This is a genomic window from Pseudomonas sp. FW305-E2, assembly GCF_058782925.1.
Genome location: NZ_JBYSYE010000008.1, coordinates 23,924 through 39,455, shown reverse-complemented (window position 1 = coordinate 39,455; position 15,532 = coordinate 23,924). Strand labels below are relative to the sequence as shown.

Sequence of the window (15,532 nt, the reverse complement as noted above, 5' to 3'; positions counted from 1 at the left end):
CGATGATCGAATACTACCTCGCCGTAGACGGTGCGCTTCTTGAAGCCCCCGAGGAACGAGCCAGCGTATGGTTGTGTGTCGCGCCAGACGCCGCGGAGCAATCCCGGTTGTGCAAGTGCCTGGGGGTCAGCGCCCAGTCGCTGGAGTCCTCCCTGGACCCGGATGAAGTGGCGCGTATCGAGATCAAGCCCGATCACCTGTTCCTGATCTGGAAGCGCCCGGAAAACTTTGATGGCCGGGTATTCAATGTCTCGTCATTTGGCGTCGTACTCAGCGAAAAGCGCCTGGTGGTGATCTGCGCCGCCAACTCGCTACTCGCCGGGGTAGACCGGCAGACCGGCATGAGCACTCCACTGGATGTGCTGATGGCGATGCTGGCGGAGAGCGTGCATCACTACCTGGGCCACCTGCGGGTGGTAAAGCAGGTGGCCCGCGAAATCCAGCTGCAGTTCGATCGGACCATGGACAACCAGCACCTGGTGCAGATGTACAGCCTGAGCGAAAGCCTGGTGTATTACGTCAACGCCATTCAAAGCAATGGCGCCGTGCTAGCCCTGCTGCGCAGCCATGGTCAGAAACACGGCTTCGGGCCCGAACAACTGGAAATGCTGAATGACCTGATCATCGAAAACGAGCAAAGCTACCAACAGGCGAAGATCCATGCCCAGGTCTTTACCAACCTGATCGAGGCCCGCGGCAACCTGGCCAACAACGGCATGAACCACGCGCTGCGCAACCTGACCATGATCAATGTGGTGTTCCTGCCCTTGAACCTGCTCGCCAGCATCGGCGGCATGTCGGAGTTCAGCATGATGACCGCCGGCCTGCCCTGGTGGTTGACGTTCCCCGCGCTGCTGCTGGCCATGGCGGTACTCGGGGGGGCCATGGTCGTGGCGTTACGGCGTATGACATGACCCGCCGCCCAGGAACTTTCGTCGACGTCTACCCATCACCCCGCAGGACGAGATCATGGAACAGTCATACAACGGGTTATTCATGCTGGCGCTGATTGCAATTACAGGCACCCTGATAAGTCTGTTTGAACACGGTCTATCTTCTAAGACTTGACTCAGATTGATCGGAGCCTTGATGCATGAACGCCCTCTGGATCGCACTGGCCATTTTTGGCTGCTTGGTCGCCGCCTCGCTGCTCATGATGCAGTGGTACCCAAAGCTGGCATCCCACCACAGGGATGAGGACACGAACACGGTAATTCGCCTGGTAGCTAACATTTTTGTGGTCATGACATCGCTGGTCTTTGGCTTGATGATCAATTCCGCCAAAAATACCTTCGAGTCCATCGACGCAAACTTCCATGGGTACGCAACCAGCATGATCATTTTTGATCGGACACTGCGGGGCTATGGCGATGCGGCCCAAGACACGCGCAATCGTCTGATCACCTATCTAGAGCACGCTATCGAGACGCCCTATCGGGGGGACGAGGCGCTGCAACACCGTAACAGCGAGGCGGCTAAATACTTGGATGACATAGGCAAAGCGCTGGCCGTTATAAGGCCTGTGGACCGCTACCATGAAACGATGCTTCAGGATATTCGTCAGCAATATCACTCGCTCATTGAGCAACGCTGGAGAATCGTCGAGCAGTCAGAGGGGGCAATTCCTGGCCCGCTTATTGGGATGCTTGCTGCTTGGTTGACGCTCATTTTCGCCAGTTTTGGATACCGTGCGCCTCGTAACTCGATGGTAAAAGGCATGTTCATCCTCTCTTCATTGCTTATTGCGGCTTCCGTGTACCTCGTATTGGACATGGACATACCATTTCACGGTCCTATCCAGATATCCGACGAGCCCCTGCGTAGAGCGCTCGCCGTGATGCAGCTCTAGGCTCTGTACGAAAAGTCTTGAGACGCAGGTCAGGCGAGGCTGTTTTCAACGCAGCATGGCCTGGCTCTGTTTGCCCGCCACGCTTGGGTGAGCCTACGTGCCAATGCTGCTGGCAGTAATGCCACAGTGGCCAGGGCCTGGATGAATGACCTCAGGGACAGGGCGCAACGGCAGATGACACCGGGTCAAGGAAGATCAGTTGCAAGGGCTCTGCCAGCAGCTGTTCAGCCTGCTCGGCAAACCGCTGGAAATGAGCAGTGGTCAGGTGCGCATCCAGGGCCTGCTGGTTATCGAACGCCTCGCGCATGTAGAACGTCCCTGGCTCGTCACGACGTTCGAACAGCATGTAGTCGCGGTTACCGGGCTCCGCCCGAGTCGGTTCGATCAACGCCAGCAAGGCCGCTTTGAGCGTTGGTGCCTGGCCTGGTTTGGCCTTGAGGATGGCGAGGGAAACGAGGGGGTAATCTTGTCGGTTCACATCAAGCTCCTGGTCAGTTGCAAAGAGCAGGCACGGTAGTGCCTGCTTCAATGTGTGCATGCGTTTCACCGGGCGTAGCGCCGGGAATCTGCGCGGCGCAGAGAAACACGGTTCGTTCAAGCATGCATGCTCCTGGCAGACCGGATCGACCGGTCCGCCGTTGTCGGTCAAACAGGTTTCAGAAGCCTTCCAGGACGATCTTGCCGCGCGCCTTGCCACTCTCGACCAGCGCATGGGCACGGCGCATGTTGGCGGCATTGATGGCGCCGAAATGCTCGCCCAAGGTGGTACGCAGGATGCCTTGATCGATCAGCCCGGCCACGCGCTCGAGCAGCTCGTGCTGGCGCACCATGTCGTCGGTTTCGTAAAGCGAGCGGGTGAACATCAGCTCCCAGTGCAGCGACAGCGACTTGCGCTTGAGCGGCATGACGTCCAGGGTCTGCGGGTCGTCGATCACGCCCAGGCGACCTTGTGGTCGCAGCACTTCAACCAGTTGCGCAAAGTGTTGATCAGTATGGGTAAGGCTGGCGACATGGCTGACTGACTCGATCCCCAAGGCCTGCAGCTGCCCTTGCAGCGGCGCACTGTGATCGATGACGTGATGGGCGCCCAGTTCGCGTACCCAGTTGCTGGTCTCGGCGCGGGAGGCCGTGCCGATAACCGTCAGGCGGGTCAGTTGCCGGGCCAACTGCACCAGCATCGAACCGACGCCACCGGCAGCGCCAACGATCAGCAGGGCATCGCCCTCCCCGCCGCCCTCCACGATACCCAGGCGATCGAACAGCAGTTCCCAGGCGGTGATGGCCGTCAGCGGCAGCGCGGCTGCCTGTGCTGCACCCAGGCTACGCGGTTGATGCCCGACGATACGTTCGTCAACCAGGTGATATTCGCTGTAGCTGCCGGGCCGGGCGATGGAGCCGGCGTAGTACACCTGGTCTCCGGGCTTGAACAAGGTCACCTGGGCCCCGACTTCGCGGACGATACCGGCCGCGTCCCAGCCGAGTATTTTCGGCTCACGCGTGAAAGTGCCGGCACGCACCTTGGTGTCGACGGGGTTGACCGACACGGCGTTGACCTCGACCAGAAGGTCCCTGGGCCCAGGGCTGGGCTTGGGCATGAAGATGTCTTGAAGAGACGCAGGGTCTTCGATAGGCAAACCTTTGTGGATGAAACTGATCGCTTTCATGGGCACTCGCTGCTGAATGTGGTTTGATTTGGCATTGAGTCTGGCGTGCCAGGCGTCCGGGAAAAACGGGCCCTGCCCGTCAACACTTTCATTGCAGGAGTGATAATGATCCGTCTCGACGACCTGGGCATCTTCGTTCGCAGCGCCGCGCTGGGCAGCTTTACCGCGGCGGCCCGCGAGGCCGACCTGCTACCCGGCCAGGCGGCCGAAGCAGTAAAGCGCCTGGAGCGTGAGCTGGATGTGCGATTGTTTGCCCGCACCACGCGCAGCTTGCGCCTCACGGCCGAAGGCGAGCAGTACCTGCCCTCGGCCCTGATTGCCCTGGAAGCCCTCAGGCAAGGGCGCGACAACCTGCGTCAGGAAAGCGCCCAGCTCAGCGGAACGTTGCAGGTGGCCGCGCCTTCCGATCTGGGGCGCAACGTGCTGCTGCCCTGGCTCACGGCGTTTCGCCGAGAGCATCCCCAGTTGAACCTGCGCTTCTTCCTCTCCGACCAGATCGCCGATCTGTTCCGCGATCCGGTGGATATCGCCATCCGCTATGGCCTGAACGCCGACGCCAACTATGTAGCCCTGCCACTGGCACCTTGGAACCGCAAGGTACTGGTGGCCTCGCCCGAGTACCTGGCGCGGGAAGGCACCGTGCAAGCCCCCGAAGATCTGCTCGAACACCAGTGCCTGCTGTACATGCAACAGGGCCGGGTCTACGACAAGTGGCAACTGGGCACGCAGACCGTCCAGGTGCGTGGCGCCCTGCTCTGCGACGACGCCGATATTGCCCGGCGCTGGGCCGTGGGCGGCGAAGGGATAACCTACAAGTCGTGGCTGGATGTGAGCGACGATGTGCTGGCGGGAAGACTTGTCGTGCTATTGCAGGATTACCCCGGGCCGACCATGCCTCTGAGCCTGGTGTGCCCGCACCGCAAGCAGTTGTCGCCTGCGGTGAGGCAACTGCATGCCTGGTTGTCCAGCCGCTTCGCCGAACTGGAGCGCGACTGATCAGCGGGAAACCAGCCACCCTGATTGAAAGCATGCCGGCGCCCCGCTCGTACGCAATCGAATAATTTCAAGCGCTGCTTGACCAGGGAGAACGATCGTTCTACTCTGGCTACATGGATAAGCCAATGACTGACACACGCGAAAAAATCCTGGCGACTGCCGAGAAGCTGATTTACGAAAATGGGATTCACGCCACGGGCATGGACCTGTTGGTAAAGACCTCGGGCGTCGCACGTAAAAGTATTTATCGCTATTTTGCGAATAAAGACGATGTCGCAGCAGCGGCACTCAATGCACGCGATATACGTTGGATGACGTGGTTCAGAAGTGAATGCGAAAAAGCGCAAACGCCAGAAGCGCGCATCCTTGGCATTTTTGATGCACTCAACAGTTGGTTCGCGTCAGACGGTTTTCGCGGATGTGCTTTTATCAACACCGCCGGAGAGGTAGGTGACGCAGACGACCCTGTTCGACAGATCGCAAAACTGCATAAACAAAAGTTGCTGGACTACACGCTAGAACTGACCAGCGCATTAGGTGTTAACGATCCGACAGGCTTGGCCAAGCAACTTCTTTTGATTATAGAGGGCACGATAACTGTGGCCCACGTCATGGGTGATAACACCGCGCTCGACAGTGCACGAGAAATCGCAAAGGTCTTGCTGAAAGATGTGCAGCGCGCAAGCGCTTTAAGTTAAAGAAATACCCACTCAACTGAACCATCCAAACGACTGGAGGCACCACCATGTCCAACGAACCCGCTCGTCCGCCACTTCCTCCTTTCACTCGCGAATCGGCCATTGAAAAGGTCCGACTTGCCGAAGATGGTTGGAATACCCGTGAGCCGGAAAAGATTGCGCTGGCCTATACGGTGAACACCCAATGGCGTAACCGTGCCGAGTTTGCAAACAACCGTGAAGAAGCTCGGGACTTCCTCACTCGCAAGTGGAAGAAAGAACTGGACTACCGCTTGATCAAAGAGCTCTGGGCCTTCACCGACAACCGCATCGCCGTCCGTTACGCCTACGAGTGGCACGACGATTCGGGCAACTGGTTCCGCTCCTACGGCAACGAAAACTGGGAATTTGAAGCCGACGGCTTGATGCATCGGCGCTTTGCCTGCATCAACGACATGCCCATCAAGGAAAGCGAGCGAAAGTTTCACTGGCCACTGGGTCGCCGTCCGGATGATCACCCAGGTCTGACTGAACTGGGCCTGTAAGTCATGCTAAACCTGATCCTTTACATAGGGATCAGGTTTTTTGTTTGAGGGGCACAGAGCGTGGCCAAGCGCAGGTTTCAATTCTCACCCCCTACTGCGCGGTAACAACGAATGCGGCGCCACTCCAAACGCCTTGCGAAACGCATGGCTAAAATGCGAAAAGTCTGAAAAACCAAACTCCAACGCCGCCTGCGAAACACTCTTTACCTGCCCACACTCAATCGCCGCGCGGCTAGCATTCAGCCGTTCCCTCCAGATCTCGGCAACCGGTGACTTCTGATGCCGGGCAAACGCCCGTGTCACCGTCCGTGTCGACACGTGATGTGCCAGGGCAATCGACTCGATCGACAGCTCCGGCTCAGTCAAATGGCGTTGAATGTAATTCATGATTCGCCCATAAAGATCCAGTTCTCGATGGGTAGTCTTCAGGTCCTGCAACTCAAGGCTGAGCACCAGCAGGTCGACGATGGTGTTGGAGTACCGTCGGGAGACGCCTTCGTCCCGCAGCAACGGCGCAGAACTGGCCGCTTGGCCAATCATCTGCCGCAGCGGGATCACTCCGGGGCGCCCCTCTTCCAGCACCAGCGCGGTGATGTCAGCAATGTGCGGGACGCGCTGTGCGAGCAGCGGCCGGGGGATGCGGATAAGGTGGTTTTCGGTACCACCCAGGCTGAATCGAAACGGTTGGGTTGCGTCGTAAAGAAACACATTGCCGGCCGTGAGCCTGGCCTTGCGGTTGTGTTGTTCAATTTCGCCGTAGCCGTCGAGGGTGACTCCCAACCATATGTCTTCGGCGGGGTCGCTGCGCAGGTGTTGCTCGGAGCGCACCCAGTGGTGCAGCGGCGACGACAGCGTCGTGACATCCAACGGGCCGATGCCGTTGACCTGCAGCGCTCCCTCGAAGTTGCTCTGCGACGAGGGTTTGCTGTCTGCCGACAAACAATGGCGGCAGACCACCTCCCGCCAGTAATCAAAGCGACGGGATGGCGAAACGGCAAGGGTCGAATAGTGGTTGGTCTCAGCCATGATGGCGCTCACCTTCATGTGGCAACTTGAAAAAGGGGCACTGTTACAGAAGTTCGCGTAGGCAATATTCACGCCAGCGGTATTCGCTGGTACATGCTGCGGCCATCTCAGCCTTCGTCCTTATAGCGCCAACAGGCGCTTTCCAAAACCTCCCATATCGCTCCCCATTTCGGGGCAAAAATGCTGCTTTTCCCTGGACGCTGCACCATCGCGGTTCGTGCTCAAGCGGGTGTTACGGCGCTGTCGTTTCCAACCAAACGATTGTCCTTGCGAACAAAGCGACGTTGCCCAGTCCTCCCTAATTTTGACCTCACGTTGTTTCCAGCAACTGCGCTGATGAGGTAGCCCATGCAATTACAACAACAGCGAATCGCCGACGAGTTCAGGTGGCTGCATAGGCGCGACCTGGCGCCCGAAGAGTTTTTATCGTGGGTGCTCGAGTGGGCGGCGTGTGCGCTGCGCGCCCGGCTGGCGAACGCACCACGCAATGCTGAGCGTGTTCTGAACATAAAATAACAAGGAGCCTGTGATGGAATCTGCAATCGATAAACACCTCATGTGCCCGCGCACGTTATCGCGCCGGGTGCCTGATGATTACCAGCCGCCCTTCCCGATGTGGGTCGGCCGCGCTGATGAGCAACTGACGCAAGTGGTGATGGCCTATCTGGGGGTGCAGTACCAGGGTGATGGTCAGCGTGAGCGGGCCTTGCAGGCGATGCGCGAAATTCTCAACAGCTTTGGCTTGAGCGACGGCCCGCTGACTCACGACCTGACGCACCACACCGACAGCAGTGGCTACGACAACCTGATGATCGTCGGCTACTGGAAAGATACCGGCGCTTACTGCCGCTGGTCACGCTCGCCTGAGGTGGATGGCTGGTGGAGTTCGCCGCAACGCTTGAATGATGGCCTTGGTTACTACCGCGAAATCACCGCGCCGCGGGCCGAGCAGTTCGAGACGCTGTATGCGTTCCAGCGCGATTTGCCCGGGGTCGGGGCAATCATGGACAACACCAGTGGCGAGATCGAGGAACACGGTTACTGGGGCTCGATGCGCGACCGTTTCCCGGTATCGCAAACGGACTGGATGAACCCGAACGGCGAACTGCGAGTCGTGGCTGGCGACCCGGCCAAAGGCGGTCGCGTGGTGGTGCTCGGCCATGACAATATCGCCTTGATTCGCTCGGGCCAGGACTGGGCAGCGGCAGAATCGGCTGAGCGCTCGCTGTATCTGGATGAAATCTTGCCGACCTTGCAGGATGGTATGGATTTTCTACGCGATAACGGCCAGCCGCTGGGCTGTTACAGCAATCGCTTTGTACGCAATATCGACGCGAACGGCAATTTGCTCGACATGAGTTACAACATCGGCCACTGGCGTTCACTGGAGAAACTCGAACGCTGGGCGGAATCGCACCCCACCCATCTGCGTATTTTCGTCACCTTCTTTCGGGTAGCGGCAGGGCTCGAGAAGTTGCGGCTCTATCACGAAGTCTCCGTGTCGGATGCAAGCAGCCAGGTGTTCGAATACATCAACTGCCACCCACACACCGGCATGTTGCGCGACGCAAAAGTCAGTTCCAACTAGCCCCAACTCCACGTTTAGCCCCGCACCTGCCGTCCCTGCGGCAGTGGGGCTCTTTTTGCCCAGAATAAAGGACCTCTGTCCATGAAACAGCTCCGTTACCTGATGCTCGCGGCAGCCGTGCCAAGCGTGTGTGCGCAAGCGTTCGAAGTTGATCCGGGTGATTATGAAGCGCTGCCGGTGGGTGCAACGATCGGTGTGGTCTATTACCAGCATTCCACCACCGACAGCGCTTATGCCAACGGCCACAAAGTCAGCTCCGATTTCAACCTGACCTCCAACGTCGGCATCCTGCGGCTGCTGCACGTCTATCAATTGACTGATCGACTGACCCTGGAGCCGCAATTTCTGCTGCCGTTCGGCCGCGTATCGAGCAGCGGCGATGCCTCGGGCCTGGGCAACACCAGCGGCGTCGGCGACCTCACCCTGACGGCGCCGCTCAAGTACCGCTTGAACGAGGCCAACGACATCCTTGGCGCCACCGTCTACCTCACCGCCCCCACTGGCAATTACGACCGCGACGACGCGCTCAACCTTGGCGAGAACCGCTGGAAGGTCGATCTGCAGGCCGCCTACGTCAAACATTTGGGCGAAAAATGGGCTGTGGACCTGGTCGGTGATGCCATCTGGTACAGCGACAACGACGACTTCGGCTCCAGCTCTGCGCGCCGTGAACAGGAGGTTTCCTACGGGGCGCAACTGATGGGGCGCTACATCGTAGACCCAGGCACTTCACTGGCAATTGGCCTCGGTCACACCTGGGGCGGGGAAAACCAGATTGATGGAACGGCGCAGGACGACCGCGCCGAAACCACCAACTTGCGCCTCACCGCGAACAAGTTCTTCACCGCCAAGGACCAGCTGCAGGTGCAACTGGGGCGTGACCTCGCGGTAGAAAACGGCCCCAAGGAAAACTTCCGCCTGAACCTCAGGTACGTCCGGGTCTTTTAACCCAAGGCCCGTTGGCACCAGCAAGCCCCCCAGCAGATACGGAGCACCAGTACATGACTGATCAACAGGCAACCCCTGAACAGCAACCTTCGTTGTATACCCGCCTCGGCGGCTATGACGCTATCTACCAGTTCGCCGGCGCGGTACTGCGCAAGACCATGGCCCACCCGGCGATCGGTCATATCTGGGCACACATGTCCGAGTCGACCTTCCAGAAGGAACACATCAACTTCGTCGACTTCCTCTCGCAACACTGGGGTGGTAGCGCCAAGTACCGCGGCCGGGACATGGTTACCGCACACCGCGGCATGGGGCTTACCGAGGTTCATTGGCAAGCCACGCTGGATTGCCTGGAGGAGTGCTACAACGACTACAACCTGCCACCGGAGCTGCGCAAGGAGGTCAACGACTTCCTGGTCAAGTTCAAACCCGCCGTAATCGGCAGCCCTTCCTACCGCGATGTGGTGTTGGCCAACCCCACGATGGACCCGGCCAAAGGCATGAAAAGCGTCGGCGTAGTGTGGCCCGGACGCACCGATTCGGCTGAGCAGGCAGCTGTGCCCAAGTTGGAGCCGTAAGCCCACCCGGCCACATTCAGGACGCACTTCACTTGGCGCAACGCAGTCCTGCTCAACAAAGCGACTGTCCTGCTCAACCAAGTACCGCTCGCGCGCTGGCGCTAGCTTGTTACCAGGCCCAGCCGCGGCGAGCCTCTCGAATAGTCATTTATCGGCCCCTGCGGCCTGCCACCGGAAACAGGACACCCCATGGCCATCATCCGCCCGACGCTCGAACAGTTGCAGGCCCTCGCCAGCCGCCTGCACATGCAGCTGACCCCCGAACAAGCCAGCGAATACCTGGCGCTCATGCAGGCAAGCCTCGACGCCTATGACCTGGTCGACGAACTGCCGGACTTCATCCCCTTGGTGCGCTACGAGCGCACTGCGGGTTACCGCCCCTCCAGCCGGGAGAACCCGTTGAACGCCTGGTACTACCGTACCGAGGTGATGGGCGCCAGCACCGGCAAACTGCTCGGCAAAACAGTCGCACTCAAGGACAACATCTCGCTGGCGGGCGTGCCGATGATGAACGGTGCCGCGCCACTGGCCGGTTTTGTACCGTCATTCGATGCCACTGTGGTTACGCGTTTGCTCGACGCCGGGGTGACCATCCTCGGCAAGGCCACTTGCGAGCACTACTGCCTCTCCGGCGCCAGCCACACCTCGGACCCGGCACCCGTGCACAACCCATTGCGCCCTGGTTTCAGCACCGGCGGCTCTTCGTCGGGCAGCGCCGCGCTGGTTGCTGCGGGCGAAGTTGACCTGGCGGTGGGCGGCGATCAGGGCGGTTCAGCGCGTATTCCCGCAGCGTGGTGCGGCATCTATGGCATGAAGCCGACTTTCGGGCTGGTGCCGTATACCGGGGTGATGGCGATCGAGGCCACCTTCGACCATGTCGGCCCGATGACCAGCAACGTGCGCGACAACGCGCTCATGCTCGAAGTCATGGCCGGTGCCGACGGCCTTGACCCACGCCAGGGCGTGCCCGAGGTCGATACCTATGGCAGCTACCTCGAGCGCGGTGTACGCGGGCTGCGTATCGGCATCCTCCAGCAAGGTTTCCAGCTCGCTAACCTTGATCAGCGCGTTGGCGACAAGGTGCGCAGCGCCATCGCTCGCTTCGAGGCGTTGGGCGCAGTGGTCGAGGAAGTATCGGTTGCCGAGCATACGCTGGCCGGCTCGCTATGGAGCCCGATCGGCTGCGAAGGCCTGACCATGCAGATGATGCACGGCAACGGCGCGGGCTTTAACTGGAAGGGCCTGTATGACGTCGCCTTGCTCGACAAGCAGGCCGGCTGGCGAACCCAGGCCGACGCCCTGTCGCCCTCGCTCAAGCTGTGCATGCTGGTTGGCCAGTTTGGCCTGGAACACTACCACGGCCGTTACTACGCAAAGGCGCAGAACATCGCCCGTTTCGCGCGCGCCGGCTACGACAAGGCGCTGGAGCGCTACGACCTGCTGGTAATGCCAACCGTGCCCATCATCGCCCAGCCGCTGCCTGCGCCAGGTTGCTCGATCACCGAGAGTGTCTCGCGCGCGCTGGAGATGCTCGGCAATACCGCCGCACAAGACATCACCGGTCACCCGGCCATGTCCATCCCTTGCGGCCTGGTCGATGGCCTGCCGGTCGGGCTGATGCTGGTCGGCAAGCACTATGCCGAAGGCACGATCTATCAGGCAGCGGCAGCGTTCGAGGCCGCGGTGGACTGGCGCACGCTGTGACCCAGGCAGCGGGCGCTACGCCCCTGCAAAAAAACAACTGGCACAACAACAGATTTCAACAACCGTGTTGGACGAGAGGAGTAATCCCATGACGGCAACTTCAACCCCTGGTGAGCGGGCGCGCGCATTGTTTGCAGTGCTCAAGCGCAAAGACCTCATCCCCGAGGGCTACATCGAACAGCTCACCCAGCTGATGGAACACGGCTGGAGCCCGGAAAACGGCGCGCGCATCGTCGCCAAGGCCTGGGTCGATCCGCAGTTTCGCGAGCTGCTGCTCAAGGACGCTACGGCCGCCTGCGCCCAGTTCGGCTTCACCGGTCCACAGGGCGAATACATCGTCGCCCTGGAAGACACTCCGCAGCTGAAAAACGTGATCGTCTGCAGCCTGTGCTCCTGCACGAACTGGCCGGTGCTGGGCCTGCCGCCTGAGTGGTACAAGGGCTTCGAGTTCCGTGCGCGGTTGGTCCGGGAGGGGCGCACGGTATTGCGCGAGCTGGGCACCGAGTTGCCCGGCGACATGGTGGTCAAGGTCTGGGACACCAGCGCTGAAAGCCGCTACCTGGTGCTGCCGCAACGGCCAGCGGGCTCAGAGCATATGAGCGAAGAGCAGTTGCGGCAACTGGTCACCAAGGACGTGCTGATCGGCGTCGCCCTGCCCCGCGTTGGCTGAGCAAGACCGCCCAACCCCATTCACCTTCCGGAGTGTTCAATATGGATGGCTTTCACGATCTCGGCGGTTTCCAGGGCTTTGGCAAAGTGCCCCACCGCATCAACAGCCTGAGCTACAAGCAGGTATTCAAGCAAGACTGGGAACACCTGGCCTACAGCCTGATGTTCATCGGCGTCGACCACCTGAACAAGTTCAGCGTCGACGAAATACGTCATGCCGTCGAACGCATTGACGTGCGCCAGCATGTCGGTACCGAATACTACGAACGTTATGTGATCGCCACTGCCACGCTGCTGGTCGAAACAGGCGTGATTACCCAGGCCGAACTGGATGAAACACTCGGCTCGCACTTCAAGCTGGCCAACCCCGCTCATGCGCAAGGGCGTGCTGCAATTACCGGCCGAGCGCCTTTTGAAGTGGGCGACCGGGTCATCGTACGCGATGAGTACGTGGCCGGGCATGTGCGCATGCCTGCGTACGTGCGCGGCAAACAAGGCGTAGTGCTGCACCGTACCACTGAACAGTGGCCATTTCCGGACGCGATTGGCCATGGCGACCAGAGCGCTGCGCATCAACCGACCTACCATGTCGAGTTCCGCGTGCGGGACCTGTGGGGCGATGCCGCAGACGACGGCCTGGTGGTGGTAGACCTGTTCGAAAGCTATCTGGACAGGGTCGAAAGCCCGCGAGTGGTGCGCGCATGAGTGCCGGCGCCCAGGCAGGCCGGCTGCCGGTGACGGTCCTTTCAGGCTTCCTCGGCGCAGGCAAGACCACCCTGCTCAACCACATCCTGCGCAACCGCCAGGGCCTGAAGGTGGCGGTTATCGTCAATGACATGAGCGAGGTCAACATCGATGCCGCCCAGGTCCAGCGCGACGTTGCGCTGTATCGTGGCCAGGATGAATTGATAGAGATGAGCAACGGCTGCATCTGCTGCACCCTGCGCGCCGACCTGCTTGAGCAGATCAGCGCGCTGGCGCGCCAGCAGCGTTTCGATTACCTGTTGATCGAGTCCACCGGGATTTCCGAGCCGATGCCAGTCGCCGAGACCTTTGCCTTTCTCGACGCCAACGGTTTCAGCCTCAGCGAACTGGCGCGGCTGGATACGCTGGTGACGGTGGTCGATGCCAGCCAGTTCATGACCATGCTCGACTCACCCGAAACCGTCGCGCGGGCCGCCGTCGCCACGGATAACACCAGGCGCCCGCTGGCCGATCTGCTGATCGAGCAGGTCGAGTATGCCAACGTGATTCTGGTCAACAAACGCGACCTGGTCGATGAGGCGCAATACCAAGCCCTGCAGGCAGTTCTCGCCGGGCTCAATCCAGGCGCACAGATCCTGCCGATGGTGGCCGGCAACGTCGCCCTGTCGAGCATCCTTGGCACTCAGCTGTTCGATTTGCCCAGCCTTGCCGCAGCGCCCGGCTGGATGAAACAGATGGACACGCACGACACCCCGGCCGGCGAGTCGCAGACCTATGGCGTGACGTCATGGGTCTACCGAGCGCGTGCCCCATTCCATCCGCAACGCTTGCTTGATTTTCTCGCACGGCCCTGGCGCAACGGCCGTCTTCTGCGCAGCAAAGGTTATTTCTGGCTTGCCAGCCACCACCGCGAGATCGCCTTGCTGGTGCACAGCGGCCAGCAGTTTCAATGGGACTACGTTGGCCATTGGTGGAACTTCATCGACCCGTCACAGTGGCCGCAGGACAAGTATCGCTTGCAGGGCATCATGGCCAAGTGGGACAGCATCGTCGGCGATTGCCGTCAGGAGCTGGTGTTCATTGGCCAGGACCTGGATACCCAGACACTGCAACGCGAACTCGACCATTGCCTGCTGAGTGCAGAAGAAATCGCCATCGGTCCGTTGGCCTGGGCAAGGTTGCCAGGGGCGAGCGCGTTTGACAGCCGGGCCTTGTCGGCCAGCAAAACGCAGTCATTACCGGCTGATGCCGTTTTCTAGTTGGAGGTATTGCATGCTGTTCTTCAACCGCACCAGCCGCTGGGTACTGGCGCCGCTCGCCGACCGCCTCGACCGGCCCGATCAACCTAGCGCACCGTTGTCGTCGAGTCACCCGCTCTTGCGCCGCATTCTGGCGGGCGTTGATCAGTTGTTGCACGAGCGGCGAACACTCAAGGAACAGGCCGGTGCGCTAGCCTCGCAGGTGAGCGAGCTTGAACAGCGGCTGGCTGAGCGCGAGGACGTCGTGCGGCAACTGCAGACGCGCTGGACCGAGGTTACCCAGGGGGCCGATCAACTGTTCTGGCAACTGCACACCCTTGTCGCCACCCCACCGGCAGCGGAGTGCGCGATGGAGTGGACCGGCTCTGCCTCGCTGCAGGCACCCCGGCTGGCCCAGTTGGGTCAATGGAGCGAGCAACTGCATCCGGCTGATCGACCACTTCATCTGCAGGCACTGGCCCGGCACCTTGCCGACCGCAGCGGGCGCACACCGTTCGCGCTGGACGTGCGGATGAAGCTTGCCGCTGGCGGTGACTATCGTTGGTGTCGGGTCAGCGGCAATTCGCTGCGCGATGCACAAGGCGTCGCGATCACTATGACGGGCACGCTGCGCGACATCCATGCACAACACTTGCACATCCAGCAGGTGGAGTTGGCCGCCAAACGCTTCGAGATTGCCCGTGAGATGCTCCACGACGGCCTGTGGGATATCGAAGTGGTGGCCGGCGACCCGGCCAACCCGAACAACACCATCTGGTGGTCGTCACAAATGCGCAGGTTACTGGGCTGCAGCACCGTTGAAGAATTCCCGAACACCCTGGAAAGCTGGACCTCTCGCCTGCACCCCGATGACAGTGCCCGTGCTATCGCGGCATTTGTCGCCCATGTTGACGATCGCAGCGGTAGCACACCATTCGATGTGGAGTACCGGCTCAAGCACCAAAGCGGCGCCTACCGCTGGTTCCGCGGCCGTGGGCAGACCCGCCGTGCCCAGGATGGTGCGCCGCTGCGGGTAGTCGGGGCGATAACTGACATTCATGCCCGCCACGAAGAAAGCACCCTCCGCGAGGAGCAGGCCCAACAGCACCAGGTGATGCAGCAGACCCTGGGTAAGCTGACCCATATCGTCGCCACCATCCAGGGCATCGCCAGCCAGACCAACCTGCTTGCCTTGAACGCTGCCATCGAGGCTGCGCGCGCCGGTGAAGCCGGGCGGGGCTTTGCAGTGGTCGCCGATGAAGTGCGCAAGCTGGCCACGCGCACCAGCCAGGCAACCCGGCAAGCGGCGCAGATGATCGACAGCTGACCAAGCCCTGGCACGGTG

The 15,532-nt window shown here is 60.6% G+C and carries 16 protein-coding genes and 2 pseudogenes; 15 read left to right on the top strand and 3 right to left on the bottom strand.

Annotation, left to right across the window (positions count from 1 at the left end; genetic code table 11):
* Positions 1–2 precede the first annotated feature (2 nt).
* Together AC3WLP_RS09735 and AC3WLP_RS09730 are read left to right on the top strand one after the other, a co-directional pair.
* On the top strand, positions 3–914 hold the full coding sequence (locus tag AC3WLP_RS09735; protein ID WP_088512154.1) for a magnesium transporter CorA family protein: 912 nt from the start codon (positions 3–5) through the stop codon (positions 912–914).
* Positions 915–1,093: 179 nt separating this feature from the next.
* The gene (locus AC3WLP_RS09730; RefSeq protein ID WP_003248187.1) at positions 1,094–1,849 is read left to right on the top strand and encodes a bestrophin-like domain; all 756 of its coding nucleotides are present in this window, start codon (positions 1,094–1,096) and stop codon (positions 1,847–1,849) included.
* A 151-nt stretch (positions 1,850–2,000) separates the two neighbouring features.
* Here the strand turns inward: AC3WLP_RS09730 and AC3WLP_RS09725 are convergent, their stop codons facing one another.
* Positions 2,001–2,387, bottom strand: coding sequence for a putative quinol monooxygenase (locus AC3WLP_RS09725; RefSeq protein ID WP_080580378.1), 387 nt, complete (start codon positions 2,385–2,387; stop codon positions 2,001–2,003).
* Between the two features lie 118 nt (positions 2,388–2,505).
* The gene (locus AC3WLP_RS09720) at positions 2,506–3,513 is read right to left on the bottom strand and encodes a zinc-binding alcohol dehydrogenase family protein (protein WP_003248183.1); all 1,008 of its coding nucleotides are present in this window, start codon (positions 3,511–3,513) and stop codon (positions 2,506–2,508) included.
* Positions 3,514–3,618: 105 nt separating this feature from the next.
* Between AC3WLP_RS09720 and AC3WLP_RS09715 the strand changes: the two genes are divergently transcribed.
* The 3 genes from AC3WLP_RS09715 (at position 3,619) to AC3WLP_RS09705 (ending at position 5,731) form a co-directional block, all read left to right on the top strand.
* Positions 3,619–4,509 carry a LysR family transcriptional regulator gene (locus AC3WLP_RS09715; RefSeq protein ID WP_019751749.1) on the top strand — a complete coding sequence of 297 codons (891 nt, stop codon included), beginning with the start codon at positions 3,619–3,621 and terminating at the stop codon, positions 4,507–4,509.
* 113 nt (positions 4,510–4,622) lie between these two features.
* A complete protein-coding gene (locus AC3WLP_RS09710) occupies positions 4,623–5,207 on the top strand; it encodes a TetR/AcrR family transcriptional regulator (protein WP_088512155.1) in 585 nt (194 codons plus the stop codon).
* Between the two features lie 47 nt (positions 5,208–5,254).
* Positions 5,255–5,731 (top strand): nuclear transport factor 2 family protein, encoded by a 477-nt coding sequence (locus AC3WLP_RS09705; RefSeq protein WP_088512156.1) that lies wholly within the window; start codon positions 5,255–5,257, stop codon positions 5,729–5,731.
* Between the two features lie 84 nt (positions 5,732–5,815).
* Here the strand turns inward: AC3WLP_RS09705 and AC3WLP_RS09700 are convergent, their stop codons facing one another.
* Entirely contained in the window at positions 5,816–6,757 is a 942-nt protein-coding gene (locus AC3WLP_RS09700) for an AraC-like ligand-binding domain-containing protein (protein ID WP_041167384.1), read from the bottom strand.
* A 348-nt stretch (positions 6,758–7,105) separates the two neighbouring features.
* On the opposite strand from AC3WLP_RS09700, the gene AC3WLP_RS09695 reads away from it, so the two are divergent.
* The 10 genes and pseudogenes from AC3WLP_RS09695 to AC3WLP_RS09650 all read left to right on the top strand — a co-directional run.
* On the top strand, positions 7,106–7,273 hold the full coding sequence (locus AC3WLP_RS09695; protein WP_178085897.1) for a hypothetical protein: 168 nt from the start codon (positions 7,106–7,108) through the stop codon (positions 7,271–7,273).
* 13 nt (positions 7,274–7,286) lie between these two features.
* A complete protein-coding gene (oxdA, locus tag AC3WLP_RS09690; RefSeq protein ID WP_088512157.1) occupies positions 7,287–8,345 on the top strand; it encodes an aliphatic aldoxime dehydratase in 1,059 nt (352 codons plus the stop codon).
* An 81-nt stretch (positions 8,346–8,426) separates the two neighbouring features.
* Entirely contained in the window at positions 8,427–9,293 is an 867-nt protein-coding gene (locus tag AC3WLP_RS09685; RefSeq protein ID WP_088512158.1) for a transporter, read from the top strand.
* 53 nt (positions 9,294–9,346) lie between these two features.
* Positions 9,347–9,871, top strand: a complete 525-nt coding sequence (locus AC3WLP_RS09680; RefSeq protein WP_088512159.1) for a group I truncated hemoglobin — start codon at positions 9,347–9,349, stop codon at positions 9,869–9,871.
* Between the two features lie 189 nt (positions 9,872–10,060).
* Positions 10,061–11,575, top strand: a complete 1,515-nt coding sequence (locus tag AC3WLP_RS09675; RefSeq protein ID WP_088512160.1) for an amidase — start codon at positions 10,061–10,063, stop codon at positions 11,573–11,575.
* Between the two features lie 88 nt (positions 11,576–11,663).
* The gene (gene nthA / locus AC3WLP_RS09670) at positions 11,664–12,245 is read left to right on the top strand and encodes a nitrile hydratase subunit alpha (protein ID WP_014756483.1); all 582 of its coding nucleotides are present in this window, start codon (positions 11,664–11,666) and stop codon (positions 12,243–12,245) included.
* 41 nt (positions 12,246–12,286) lie between these two features.
* Positions 12,287–12,949, top strand: coding sequence for a nitrile hydratase subunit beta (gene nthB, locus AC3WLP_RS09665; protein ID WP_012052492.1), 663 nt, complete (start codon positions 12,287–12,289; stop codon positions 12,947–12,949).
* Entirely contained in the window at positions 12,946–14,208 is a 1,263-nt protein-coding gene (locus AC3WLP_RS09660; RefSeq protein ID WP_088512161.1) for a GTP-binding protein, read from the top strand. The genes nthB and AC3WLP_RS09660 overlap by 4 nt, the downstream gene beginning before the upstream one ends.
* Positions 14,195–15,220: pseudogene (locus AC3WLP_RS09655) on the top strand (PAS domain-containing protein); the annotation flags it as partial. The gene AC3WLP_RS09660 and the pseudogene AC3WLP_RS09655, both read left to right, overlap by 14 nt.
* A pseudogene (locus AC3WLP_RS09650) lies at positions 15,215–15,505 on the top strand (methyl-accepting chemotaxis protein); the annotation flags it as partial. The pseudogenes AC3WLP_RS09655 and AC3WLP_RS09650, both read left to right, overlap by 6 nt.
* Positions 15,506–15,532 lie beyond the last annotated feature (27 nt).

Excerpts from the sequence above, each read along its gene's own strand:
- oxdA (WP_088512157.1), top strand. The coding sequence starts at position 7,287 with ATGGAATCTGCAATCGATAAACACCTCATGTGCCCGCGCACGTTATCG.
- nthA (WP_014756483.1), top strand. The coding sequence starts at position 11,664 with ATGACGGCAACTTCAACCCCTGGTGAGCGGGCGCGCGCATTGTTTGCA.
- AC3WLP_RS09735 (WP_088512154.1), top strand. The coding sequence starts at position 3 with ATGATCGAATACTACCTCGCCGTAGACGGTGCGCTTCTTGAAGCCCCC.
- AC3WLP_RS09660 (WP_088512161.1), top strand. The coding sequence starts at position 12,946 with ATGAGTGCCGGCGCCCAGGCAGGCCGGCTGCCGGTGACGGTCCTTTCA.
- AC3WLP_RS09715 (WP_019751749.1), top strand. The coding sequence starts at position 3,619 with ATGATCCGTCTCGACGACCTGGGCATCTTCGTTCGCAGCGCCGCGCTG.
- AC3WLP_RS09695 (WP_178085897.1), top strand. The coding sequence starts at position 7,106 with ATGCAATTACAACAACAGCGAATCGCCGACGAGTTCAGGTGGCTGCAT.
- AC3WLP_RS09725 (WP_080580378.1), bottom strand. The coding sequence starts at position 2,387 with ATGCACACATTGAAGCAGGCACTACCGTGCCTGCTCTTTGCAACTGAC.
- AC3WLP_RS09730 (WP_003248187.1), top strand. The coding sequence starts at position 1,094 with ATGAACGCCCTCTGGATCGCACTGGCCATTTTTGGCTGCTTGGTCGCC.
- nthB (WP_012052492.1), top strand. The coding sequence starts at position 12,287 with ATGGATGGCTTTCACGATCTCGGCGGTTTCCAGGGCTTTGGCAAAGTG.
- AC3WLP_RS09680 (WP_088512159.1), top strand. The coding sequence starts at position 9,347 with ATGACTGATCAACAGGCAACCCCTGAACAGCAACCTTCGTTGTATACC.
- AC3WLP_RS09685 (WP_088512158.1), top strand. The coding sequence starts at position 8,427 with ATGAAACAGCTCCGTTACCTGATGCTCGCGGCAGCCGTGCCAAGCGTG.
- AC3WLP_RS09675 (WP_088512160.1), top strand. The coding sequence starts at position 10,061 with ATGGCCATCATCCGCCCGACGCTCGAACAGTTGCAGGCCCTCGCCAGC.
- AC3WLP_RS09705 (WP_088512156.1), top strand. The coding sequence starts at position 5,255 with ATGTCCAACGAACCCGCTCGTCCGCCACTTCCTCCTTTCACTCGCGAA.
- AC3WLP_RS09710 (WP_088512155.1), top strand. The coding sequence starts at position 4,623 with ATGGATAAGCCAATGACTGACACACGCGAAAAAATCCTGGCGACTGCC.
- AC3WLP_RS09720 (WP_003248183.1), bottom strand. The coding sequence starts at position 3,513 with ATGAAAGCGATCAGTTTCATCCACAAAGGTTTGCCTATCGAAGACCCT.
- AC3WLP_RS09700 (WP_041167384.1), bottom strand. The coding sequence starts at position 6,757 with ATGGCTGAGACCAACCACTATTCGACCCTTGCCGTTTCGCCATCCCGT.